This is a genomic window from Microbacterium sp. B35-30 (assembly GCF_010634855.1).
In the GTDB taxonomy this organism is placed as follows: domain Bacteria; phylum Actinomycetota; class Actinomycetes; order Actinomycetales; family Microbacteriaceae; genus Microbacterium.
The window spans coordinates 37,070-46,958 of sequence record NZ_MWLQ01000035.1; the positions used below are offsets into that span (position 1 = coordinate 37,070).

13 protein-coding genes are annotated in these 9,889 nt (G+C 70.5%); 5 read left to right on the top strand and 8 right to left on the bottom strand.

The window, feature by feature from the left end:
* Positions 1 to 3: 3 nt before the first annotated feature.
* Positions 4 to 1,173, top strand: coding sequence for a cysteine desulfurase family protein (locus tag B2K11_RS17360; protein WP_163620193.1), 1,170 nt, complete (start codon positions 4 to 6; stop codon positions 1,171 to 1,173).
* A gap of 72 nt (positions 1,174 to 1,245) precedes the next feature.
* Positions 1,246 to 2,199 (top strand): glycosyltransferase family 2 protein, encoded by a 954-nt coding sequence (locus B2K11_RS17365; RefSeq protein WP_163620172.1) that lies wholly within the window; start codon positions 1,246 to 1,248, stop codon positions 2,197 to 2,199.
* A gap of 20 nt (positions 2,200 to 2,219) precedes the next feature.
* On the opposite strand, the gene B2K11_RS17370 is transcribed toward B2K11_RS17365, so the two are convergent.
* Positions 2,220 to 4,235, bottom strand: coding sequence for an ABC transporter ATP-binding protein (locus B2K11_RS17370; protein ID WP_163620195.1), 2,016 nt, complete (start codon positions 4,233 to 4,235; stop codon positions 2,220 to 2,222).
* A 60-nt stretch (positions 4,236 to 4,295) separates the two neighbouring features.
* Between B2K11_RS17370 and B2K11_RS17375 the strand changes: the two genes are divergently transcribed.
* The 3 genes from B2K11_RS17375 to B2K11_RS17385 all read left to right on the top strand — a co-directional run bounded on the left by B2K11_RS17375 (position 4,296) and on the right by B2K11_RS17385 (position 6,870).
* Positions 4,296 to 4,505: a hypothetical protein gene (locus B2K11_RS17375; RefSeq protein WP_163620174.1), complete on the top strand. Its 210-nt coding sequence runs from the start codon at positions 4,296 to 4,298 to the stop codon at positions 4,503 to 4,505.
* A 134-nt stretch (positions 4,506 to 4,639) separates the two neighbouring features.
* Complete coding sequence (locus tag B2K11_RS17380; RefSeq protein WP_163620176.1) at positions 4,640 to 6,166, top strand: DHA2 family efflux MFS transporter permease subunit; 1,527 nt, start codon at positions 4,640 to 4,642, stop codon at positions 6,164 to 6,166.
* 107 nt (positions 6,167 to 6,273) lie between these two features.
* Positions 6,274 to 6,870 (top strand): carboxymuconolactone decarboxylase family protein, encoded by a 597-nt coding sequence (locus tag B2K11_RS17385; protein ID WP_239526207.1) that lies wholly within the window; start codon positions 6,274 to 6,276, stop codon positions 6,868 to 6,870.
* Between the two features lie 71 nt (positions 6,871 to 6,941).
* Here B2K11_RS17385 and B2K11_RS17390 read toward each other — a convergent pair whose 3' ends face one another.
* From B2K11_RS17390 to B2K11_RS17415, 7 genes are all read right to left on the bottom strand, one after another.
* A complete protein-coding gene (locus B2K11_RS17390; protein ID WP_163620178.1) occupies positions 6,942 to 7,451 on the bottom strand; it encodes a hypothetical protein in 510 nt (169 codons plus the stop codon).
* 33 nt (positions 7,452 to 7,484) lie between these two features.
* A complete protein-coding gene (locus tag B2K11_RS20805) occupies positions 7,485 to 7,607 on the bottom strand; it encodes a hypothetical protein (protein ID WP_275575845.1) in 123 nt (40 codons plus the stop codon).
* Positions 7,608 to 7,658: 51 nt separating this feature from the next.
* Positions 7,659 to 8,498 carry a DNA-formamidopyrimidine glycosylase family protein gene (locus tag B2K11_RS17395; protein WP_163620180.1) on the bottom strand — a complete coding sequence of 280 codons (840 nt, stop codon included), beginning with the start codon at positions 8,496 to 8,498 and terminating at the stop codon, positions 7,659 to 7,661.
* Positions 8,499 to 8,537: 39 nt separating this feature from the next.
* Positions 8,538 to 8,825 carry a hypothetical protein gene (locus tag B2K11_RS17400; RefSeq protein WP_163620181.1) on the bottom strand — a complete coding sequence of 96 codons (288 nt, stop codon included), beginning with the start codon at positions 8,823 to 8,825 and terminating at the stop codon, positions 8,538 to 8,540.
* 16 nt (positions 8,826 to 8,841) lie between these two features.
* On the bottom strand, positions 8,842 to 9,030 hold the full coding sequence (locus B2K11_RS17405) for a hypothetical protein (RefSeq protein ID WP_163620183.1): 189 nt from the start codon (positions 9,028 to 9,030) through the stop codon (positions 8,842 to 8,844).
* 119 nt (positions 9,031 to 9,149) lie between these two features.
* A complete protein-coding gene (locus tag B2K11_RS17410) occupies positions 9,150 to 9,518 on the bottom strand; it encodes a hypothetical protein (protein ID WP_239526208.1) in 369 nt (122 codons plus the stop codon).
* Between the two features lie 50 nt (positions 9,519 to 9,568).
* Positions 9,569 to 9,889: hypothetical protein (locus tag B2K11_RS17415; RefSeq protein WP_163620185.1), on the bottom strand; the 321-nt coding region annotated here is incomplete at its 5' end.

Here is a 9,889-nt window from a genome sequence, read left to right on the forward strand (position 1 = left end):
AGCATGCTCTACCTCGACAACGCCGCGACCACGCCGGTGCGCCCGGAGGTGCTCGAGGCGATGATGCCGTACCTGACCCGCTGGTACGGCAACCCGTCGAGCCATCACACGGTCGGCGAGGCGGCTGCCGACGCACTGGCCGATGCCCGCGCGCGCGTCGCCCGGGTGCTCGCGCTGCGCGCCGGCGACATCGTCTTCACCTCCGGCGGGACCGAGGCCGACAACCTCGCGATCAAGGGCATCGCCATCGCCACGGCCCTGCGCCGCGCGGAAGCCGACGGTCACCCGGGCAGGGTGCACGTCGTCACGACGCCGATCGAGCACGAGTCGGTGCTCGAGTCGGTCGCGTACCTCGAGCGGGTGCACGGGTTCGCGGCAACGCGGGTGCCGGTCGACGCGCACGCACGCGTGTCGACGGATGCCGTCGCCGGAAGCCTCCGCGATGACACCGCGCTGGTGAGCATCGGGTACGCCAACAACGAGGTGGGCACGGTCCAGGATGTCGCCGCCATCGCCGCCGCCGCACGTGAGCATGGCGTGCCGCTGCACCTCGACGCCGTGCAGGCCGCCGGCTGGCTGTCGCTGTCGGCGGTGGAGCTCGGCTACGACGCGATCTCGCTCGCCGGGCACAAGCTCGGGGCGCCCAAGGGCACCGGGGTGCTCGGCATCCGCGGCCGGATCCCGCTCGAGCCGCTGCTGCACGGCGGCGGGCAGGAGCGCGGCCGCCGCAGCGGGACCGAAGACGTGGCCGGCGCCGTCGGCTTCGCCACCGCCCTGGAGCTCGCCGAGGCGGAGCGGGTCGAGGCATCCGCTCGCATCAGCGCGATCCGCGACCGCTTCATCGCCCGCGTGCTCGAGCGCGTGCCGTCCGCACGGCTCACGGGCCACCCCGTGCACCGGCTCGCCGGCACCGCGAGCTTCACCTTCGCCGGCACCGGCGGCGAGGCCGTCCTGCTCGAGCTCGAGCGCCGCGGTGTCGTCTCGTCCAGCGGCTCGGCCTGCGCCGCGGGCAGCGACGAGCCGTCGCACGTGCTCGTCGCGATGGGCATCGCGCCCGAGCTGGCGCAGACGGCGGTGCGGTTCACATTCCCCCGCTGGCTGAACGCTCCGCTGGATGCCGTCGCCGACGCGGTCGAGGCATCCGTCGCCGCGGTATCGGCACCCGATCGCTGACCGTCGCACTGCGCCGCAGCGCGGTTGCCGCCGACGGATCCCGATGCCCTCGGGCGACCGTAGGATCGGGACGTGACCTCCGCCGTGACCGTGATCGTGCCCGGCTACGACGTTGCGGCCTACGCCGGCGAGGCGCTGGACTCGCTCCGTGCCCAGACGCGGACCGACTGGACCGCAATCCTCGTCGACGACGCGTCGACCGATGAGACCGGCGCCCTGTTCGACGCCGCGGCCGCCGACGACGACCGCTTCCAGGTGGTCCACCACCCCGCGCAGCGGGGCCTCGGCGCAGCGCGCAACAGCGGGCTGGACCTGGTGCGCACGCCGTTCGTCGGCTTCCTCGACGCCGACGACCGCCTGACCCCCCATGCGCTCGAGCGGCTCGTCGGCACGCTCACGGCCAGCGGCAGCGACTTCGCGCTCGGCGCGTACGTGCGGCTGCGCCCCGACACCGCCGGCGGCTACACCGCGGGCATCGTGCAGCCGTGGGTCGCGGCCGCCACCGACCCGACGCGCCTCGGCACGACGCTCGACCAGCACCCCGAGGCATCCGGCAACATCGTCGCGTGGTCGAAGGTGAGCCGGACCGACCTCTGGCACCGCGCCGGCCTGCGGTTCCCCGTCGGCAAGGCCTACGAGGACCAGATCGTCGCCCAGCAGATGTACACGCGCGCCCAGGCGTTCGACGTCATCCCCGATGTGGTGGTCGAGTGGCGCGAACGGGCAGACGGCTCGTCGATCACCCAGCACAAGGGGGAACTGCCGGTGCTCCGCGACTACCTCGATGCGCTGAGGGGTGGCATCGCGGTGCTGGATGCCGCCGGCCAGGCGCGCGCAGCGGCATCCCGAGTGCGTCTCATCCTCGCCATGGACCTGCCGCCGCTCGTGGATCTCGCCCGCGACCACGCCGACGTGAACTACCGGCGGGAGCTCGGGGAGTTCGCACGAGCGCTCTGGTCGCGGTTCGACGGTCCGGAGCTTCCCGAGCCCGCCGCGACCGCCGTCGCCGCAGCCCGCGTGTGGTGACCTGGGCCTGACGACCGACCTCAGTCCTCGCGCCAGTCCGCCTCGACGGCGCCCCTGCCTGACGCCAGCACCTCGTCCACCGGAATCACCGGAACGTCCGGAGCGATGTCCGCCCGGCGGCCCGGGTGGTCGGCCGGCGGCTCGGCATCCTCGGCCTCGAGGATCTTCGTCGTAGCGAGCTGCTGGGCCGCGAGCTCGGTGTAGAGGCCACCCGCCGCCAGCAACGACGCGTGCGTGCCCGACTCGACGATGCGTCCCGCCTCGACCACGTGGATCACGTCGGCGGCGATCACCGTCGAGAGCCGGTGGGCGATCGACAGGGTGGTGCGGCCGCGGGCCGCGGCATCCAGCGCCTCCTGCACCACGCGCTCCGACACGGTGTCGAGCGCCGACGTGGCCTCGTCGAGCAGCAGCACCGGCGGGTCCTTCAGCAGCACGCGGGCGATGGCGATGCGCTGCTTCTCGCCGCCCGAGAGCCGGTAGCCGCGCTCGCCGACGACCGTGTCGTAGCCCTGCTCGAAGCGCTCGATGACGTGGTGGATGTTGGCCGCACGGCACGCGGCCTCGAGCTCGGCATCCGTCGCCGCCGGCTTCGCGTAGCGGAGGTTCTCGCGAATGGTGGCGTGGAAGAGGTAGGTCTCCTGCGAGACGATGCCGACGTGGTCGACGATCGACTCCTGGCTGAGGCGGCGCACGTCTTCACCGGCGAAGAGCACGGAACCGCCGGATGCCTCGTAGAGCCGCGGCGTCAGGTAGAGCACGGTGGTCTTGCCTGCGCCCGACGGCCCGACGAACGCGACGTGCTGCCCCGGCTCGGCCACGAACGAGACGCCGCGCAGGGTCGCCCGGCTGTCGCCGGCGGCGTCGGGGTAGCGGAACACGACATCACGGAACTCGATGCGCCCGATGGGACCGGGCGCGTCGGCCACATCGATCGCGGCGGGATCGTCGCGGATGGCCGGCACGAGGTCGAGGTACTCGAAGATGCGCGCGAACAGCGCCGACGACGTCTGCAGGTCGAGCGAGACGCGCATCAGACCCATGAGCGGCATGAGCAGCCGGGCCTGCACGGTCGTGAACGCCACGATGGTGCCCGCGGTGATGGCACCGCTGCCGCCCCCGATCAGGTAGCCCGAGACCAGGTAGATGATCGCGGGCACGCTCGCCATGATGACCTGCACGACGGCGAAGAAGCCCTGGCCGCTCATCGCCCGGCGCACTTGCAGGCGCACCTGGTTGAGGTTCTCGTCGGCATATCGGCTCGCCTCGGTGCGCTGCCGGTTGAAGGACTTCGAAAGGAGGATGCCCGAGACGCTCAGCGTCTCCTGGGTGATGGCCGTGAGCTCCGAGAGCGACTCCTGCGTCTCGCCGGCGATGCGGGCCCGCACCTGGCCCACACGTCGCTGGACCAGCACCAGGAAGGGCATGAGCACGACGGCGATGATCGTGAGCCGCCAGTCGATGAGGATCATCGCCACGAGCGAGGCCACGACGGTCACGGTGTTGCCGAGGATGCTCGTCACCGTGTTGGTGAGCACCCCCGAGACGCCGCCCACATCGTTCTGGAGGCGCGATTGGATGACGCCGGTCTTGGTGCGCGTGAAGAAGCCGAGCTCCATCGACTGCAGGTGGTCGAATAGCTTCACCCGCAGATCGCCCGTGACCCGGTTGCCGACGGTGGAGGTTAGCCAGGTCTGCACCACGCCGAGCGCCGCCGACAGCAGGAACAGCACGATCATGGCGACCACGAGCCGCCAGAGCAGCCCCAGGTCGGGCGGCGATCCGTCGAGCGGGAACAGCGCATCGTCGAAGACCCGCTGCACGAGGAGCGGCGGGATGACCGCGATGCCCGCTCCGACGACGACGAGCAGGCCCGTGATGAGGATGGACCACTTGTACGGACGGAAGAGTCCGACGACCCGCTTGCCCAGGCCCGGGATCTCGGGCGCCTCCGCGTTGGCGCGGCGCTGCGCCTCGGTGTCGACGGGCCGGAAGCCGGGGTGTCCGCCGCCTCCCCCGCCCCCACCGCCGCGCATGCTCACACGGCCAGCCTAATGAGCCCTGCCGACCCGGGGCTCCGACGCTAGGCTCGAGCCATGACCTCGACTCCCGACGCCCCCGAACACGACGGCAGCGACCTCGCCGAGCTGCGCGAGGAGATCGACGCACTCAAGGCGATCCCGCACGAGGAGATCGTCAACCCCCTCCCGAAGAACCTCGAGGACCGCGAGCCCGACGCCGAGCCGACCGATGCGATCGGATCGGAGAAGTGGGACGACACCGAACCCCGGCGCTCCGGCAGCTGACCCCGGCGGGTCGTCCGCCCGGCGGCTGACCTTCCCCGAATCGGGAATGGGATGTCGGAACCTGTGGTTATGGTGAGAGCTTGCCATCCTCGGGTGGCACTTCGCTGTCCATCCGAGCCTCGAGGAGACGACCTATGGCCGCCATCGATACGACCCCCGGAACCGGCAGCATCGCCGTCCCCCGCACCGCCGTCACCGCCACCGCCAAGCTCGGCCCGCGAGAGAGCCGCGTCATCTGGCTGCTCCTCGCCGCCGCGTTCGTCGCGATCCTCAACGAGACCACGATGGGCGTCGCGATCCCGCACCTCATCACCGACCTCGGCATCACCGCCCTGGCCGCACAGTGGCTGACCACCGCGTTCATGTTGACCATGGCCGTGGTCATCCCGATCACCGGCTTCCTGCTGCGCCGCTTCACCACGCGGACGATGTTCGTCGCCGCGATGTCGCTGTTCTCGGCGGGAACGCTCGTCGCGTTCCTCGCGCCCGGGTTCCCGATGCTCCTCGTCGCGCGCGTGGTGCAGGCCTCGGGCACCGCCATCATGATGCCGCTGCTCATGACGACGCTGATGACCGTCGTGCCCGCAGCCATCCGCGGCCGCATGATGGGCCGCGTCAGCATCGTGATCTCGCTCGCTCCCGCGATCGGCCCGACGCTCGCCGGTGCCATCCTCAACAACTTCGAGTGGCGCTGGATCTTCGGCATGGTGCTGCCCATCGCCATCGTGGCGCTCGTCGTCGGCGCCCGCTGGATCCACAACCTCGGTGAGACCACGCACGCTCCGATCGACGTGCTGTCGGTGATCCTGTCGGCCCTCGGCTTCGGCGGACTGGTCTTCGGGCTCAGCCAGCTGGGCGCCGGCGGCCATGGCGGTGGGGCGGATGCCGCGGCCGCGAGCGCCGCTTCGACCACCACGCTCGTCGTGTCGCTGGCCGTGGGCATCGTCGCACTCGGCCTGTTCGGCTGGCGCCAGGTGCTGCTGCAGCGCAAGGATGACGCGCTGCTCGACCTCCGCGTCTTCCGCAGCGCGAACTTCTCGCTCTCGATCGGGCAGATGGCCATCATGTCGATGGCGTTCTTCGGTGCCATCACCGTGGTGCCGCTGTACCTGCAGGACGTGATCGGCGTCGACCCGCTCACCGCGGGTCTCGTGGTGCTGCCCGGCGCGCTCGCGATGGGACTCGCCGGTCCCTTCATCGGTCGCATCTACGACCGCTGGGGCACGAGGGTGCTGCTGGTGCCCGGCGCCGTGATCACGAGCGCGATGCTGTGGTACTACACGACCTTCGGCACCGAGACGCCGGTGTGGCTCGTCGCGGTGGCGCAGACCGTGCTGTCGTTCGGCCTGGCGCTGTCGTTCACGCCGCTGTTCACGGCGTCGCTCGCGTCGCTGCAGCCGAAGTTCTACTCGTACGGCTCAGCGGTCGTCGGCACCGTGCAGCAGGTCGCGGGCGCAGCCGGCATCGCGGTGATGTTCGGGGTCATGGCCGCAGCCACCGCCGCGGCCACGTCGTCCGGCGCGGAGCAGGCCGCCGCGGGTGCCGCCGGCACACATGCGGCGTTCCTGACGGCTGCGGTCCTGTCGCTGCCGATGCTCGTCGGCGCCTTCCTGATCCGCAAGCCCGCCGATCAGCCGGTGGGCATGCCCTCGGCCCACTGAGCGCCCGGACGCGCCGGCCCCGGTATCAGGCGGATGCCCCACCCCTCGACAAGGGGTGGGGCATCCGCCATTCTGGTTGCGCCCGAACCCGACGGGAAGGCACGACAGTGATCGTCAGCACTCCGGATCTCGACGGCGCCACCGGGCACGTCGCCGACATGTACGACAGCGACCGGAAGGGCGACGGCTTCGTCTTCGCGTACACCCGGGCAATGGCGGTGAATCCCGAGGCGCACCAGGCCTTCGAGAGACTGGTGCGTGCGATCGTGCCGTCCATCGGCCTGCGCACCTACGAACTCGCCACTCTCGGTGCCGCGCGCGCGATGGGCTCGGAGCACTGTCTCCTCGCGCACGGCCGCCGGAGTCTGCGCGCAGGGCTCTTCGACGAAGACCAGCTGGCGAGCCTCGCGCGCGACGGCGTCGAGGCCGACCTCGACGAGCGCGACCGTGCCGTGGTCGCCTACGCCGAGAAGCTCTCGACGGATGCCGCGTCCATGACGGACGCCGACTCGGGCCGACTGCGCGAGGTCGGGTTCACCGACCGCGAGATCGTCGACATCACTCTGGCCGCCGCCGCGCGCAACTTCTTCAGCCGTGCGCTGCTTGCTCTCGCCGTTCCGGTCGACGACGTCCCGGGGCTGACGCCGGCGCTCGTCGCGGCGCTGCGCGCACCGGGCGACGCCGCGCGCGGCAGTCTTGGTTGATCGTCGGCGCTGATTGATCGTCAGCGCTGATTGATCGTCAGCGCTGGTTGATCGTCAGTGGTGGTTGATCGTCAGTGGTGGATGATCGCCTTCAACAGGATGAGCACTCCGCCGAAGGCAGCCGTGATCACGGCGCTGAGGATGCGGGGAATCCAGTGGGTGCTCCAGCGGGCCACAGCGATCCAGCCCAGCGCACCGAGCAGCACGGTGTTGACGATGAGTGCCACCCAGAGGGCGAGACTGTCTTCGATCACCCGGGTCGCCCCGAGGAGCAGGATGAGCAGTGGAGGAACCGCGGCGAGGAGCATGCCACCCGACTGATGGGCGGCGGCGCGAAGGCTCGCCCGCAGCCCTGCTCTTCCGTCGGTGGCCGCGAGACGACCGAGCGTGCCGGCGAAGACGTGCGCGGCGTAGAACACGATCACCGTCACGCCGACGGTGATCAGTGCATCGACGGCGGTGCCGGTCGAGGAGCCGCTGACCACGATCATCCCCGAGACGAGGATGAGTCCGTAGATCGCCTCCTCCGACATGAGGATGCGACCCACGCGCGGGGTGATGTGGAGCTGGTCGTCGGTCATCGACGGCGCGGGGCGAGGTCGGGGAGCGTCAGGTCAGTCGATGCTGCAGCTGCCGCCGCCGCAGCACGAGCCCGCGGAGTCGGCGACCGTGAGCAGGTTCTTGTCGTCGGGAACCGGCGAAAGGGTGAGGGGGGCCGGCTGCTGCGAAGTCGTCATGCCGTCCATGCTACCTACGCGGGCGTCCGCACGGGCGCTCTGCGGCCCGGGTCACAGCGGCACTCCCCCGTTCTGGCACGTCGGGCAGTACTGCGCGGACGTACCGGAGAACGTGAGATCGAGGATCGTGTCGCCGCAGACCGGGCACGCTTCGCCGCTGCGCCCGTGTACGCGCATCGCGGCGACCTTCTGCGCCTTCAGCTGGTCGATCGGCACGCCGCTCCGAGCCGCGATGGCCTCTCTGACCGTCGTGACCGTCGCCTCGAACAGCCGGTCGGTCGCCTCGGGCCCGAGCGCCGCCGCGTGGGTGACCGGCGACTGGCGGGCGAGGTGGAGGATCTCGTCGGAGTACGCGTTGCCGATGCCCGCCAGCGTCTCCTGCTCCTGGAGGATCGCCTTGATCTGCTTCCGGCGCCCGCCGAGTGCGGTATCGAACTGGGCGCGCGTGAAGGCGGGGTCAGCCGGGTCGGGGCCGAGCTTCGCGATGGCGGGGACCTCGTCTGCGCGGTCGACCACGAAGAGTCCGAGCGACACCCAGGATCCGGCATCCGTCACCTCGAGAGCGATGTCGCCCGACAGGTCGAGAGTGGCGAGGGCCGGTGGCGCCTCGGCCGGGAGGACGGCATCACCGCCCGCTGAGTCCGCACTGAGCCAGCGCATCCACCCGTGACGGCCGAGCGACACCACGAGGCTCTTCTCGTCGAGGAGGAGCTCGACATGCTTGCCATGACGCGCCGCACCGGTGATCGTGCGTCCGGCGATGCCGGCGGGCGGCGAGTTGCGCGTCTTGACCGTGCGGAACTCCAGCACATCGACGGCACGGATCTCACGACCGGATGCCTCGTCAGCGAGGAACCGCGCGAGAGCCTCGACCTCTGGCGACTCAGGCATGGCCCCATCCTGCCATCGCCCGCCGACACGGCGATGGTCTCACGCGTGCGCGGGCGGCCGGTGCGGGATCGGGTCGGGCTTGAGGGCGCCGAGACTGCGGCACTGCTCCAGCATCTGCACCGCCGCGAGGAAGAGCATCTCCAGCGAGGCGAAGCGCGCCGTGCCGCAGCCGACCGAGACCCACACGACCTCGTACATGCCGTCGTCACGCAGCTCGACGTAGGCGACGAGACGGGAGGGATCGCCCCGGTCGATCGCGTGATCTCGCAGCCGCCACGCGCGATCCGCCAGCGGGGTCAGCACGAGCTGATGGATGTCGTCGCGCATGTTCCCCTCCGCACTCTCACTCATGCCGGTCGGCAGGCATGGGTCCCCACCAGGGGTGCTCGTCGGAGGGGCGCCGACGGCGGCGCTCTGCGGCGTCATTGCGTGCCTGTCGCTCCCCCGGCCTCGTTCCGCGTGGCGATTCGGGCGCCGACGTGTTCGGCGCCGGGTTGTGCGCGACGTCCTCGTCGGCGATGGAATCGGTCATCGTCAACCTCCTGCGGTCCGAGGATGCAGCCCCGCGGCCGCGAGGACAAAGGGGTTGACAGCGAACGCGCGACCGGTCGGAGGAGCCGACCGCGGCACGGACGCACGTGGAGACCGCCATCAGGCTGCGGGCTGGGCCACCTCGGCTTGTGCCTGCTCCGGCCGCGGCGGGCCGTCGCCCGACGCCGCGAGCAGGCGCACGTCTGCGAGGTCGAGGACGAGTCCGCCGTTCGAGCTGGCCGCCGCCGCCAGATTCGCGAGCAGAGCGTGATCGATGGCCGGTTCTTCGATGTTCTCGAAGACGAACCGCAGCGGGATGGACGGCTCGAGCCACACCGAGGAACGGCCGCTGCCGTCGGGATGACGCCAGGTCAGCATGAAGCTCTCGTTGCGGCGCAGCTTGGTCGCGACGACGAGTTTGACGTGGGCGAGGAGATGTTCCGGCATGTGCACCGGATCGCCCTCGGCACCGTAGATGAGTTCAGCCATGGGTGCTGTTCCTTCCGAAGGCCAGGCCCCCATGATACTTCGTTATCGAACTATTCGGTGATGAGACTTTCACCATCGGGTGTTTCATTCATCTGAATTTCATGGTCCAATAGGACCCCGGCGCCAGCATCGCGGCGCCGGACGCAGAGAGGGGCGAAGTCGTGATGGTCCAGACCGAGGCTTCCGAACCAGCGGAGAGCGAACGACCTGATGTCGCCGGGATCCTCGAGCATCTTCGTCTCGCCGAGGCGAAACTCACTCGCCAGCGCGAGCAGCAGAGCGGGATGACCGAGACCGACCGTGCCGCGATGCGGTATCTGCTCGAGCGCGATGACTCCGAAGAGGTGACCCCCGGAAGGATCGCGCGCGCG

Bases quoted from the DNA above. Each gene is read 5' to 3' on its own strand.
- B2K11_RS17360 (WP_163620193.1), top strand. From the start codon at position 4: ATGCTCTACCTCGACAACGCCGCGACCACGCCGGTGCGCCCGGAGGTG.
- B2K11_RS17370 (WP_163620195.1), bottom strand. From the start codon at position 4,235: ATGCGCGGCGGTGGGGGCGGGGGAGGCGGCGGACACCCCGGCTTCCGG.
- B2K11_RS17375 (WP_163620174.1), top strand. From the start codon at position 4,296: ATGACCTCGACTCCCGACGCCCCCGAACACGACGGCAGCGACCTCGCC.
- B2K11_RS17380 (WP_163620176.1), top strand. From the start codon at position 4,640: ATGGCCGCCATCGATACGACCCCCGGAACCGGCAGCATCGCCGTCCCC.
- B2K11_RS17390 (WP_163620178.1), bottom strand. From the start codon at position 7,451: ATGACCGACGACCAGCTCCACATCACCCCGCGCGTGGGTCGCATCCTC.
- B2K11_RS20805 (WP_275575845.1), bottom strand. From the start codon at position 7,607: ATGACGACTTCGCAGCAGCCGGCCCCCCTCACCCTTTCGCCGGTTCCC.
- B2K11_RS17395 (WP_163620180.1), bottom strand. From the start codon at position 8,498: ATGCCTGAGTCGCCAGAGGTCGAGGCTCTCGCGCGGTTCCTCGCTGAC.
- B2K11_RS17400 (WP_163620181.1), bottom strand. From the start codon at position 8,825: ATGCGCGACGACATCCATCAGCTCGTGCTGACCCCGCTGGCGGATCGC.
- B2K11_RS17405 (WP_163620183.1), bottom strand. From the start codon at position 9,030: ATGACCGATTCCATCGCCGACGAGGACGTCGCGCACAACCCGGCGCCG.
- B2K11_RS17410 (WP_239526208.1), bottom strand. From the start codon at position 9,518: ATGGCTGAACTCATCTACGGTGCCGAGGGCGATCCGGTGCACATGCCG.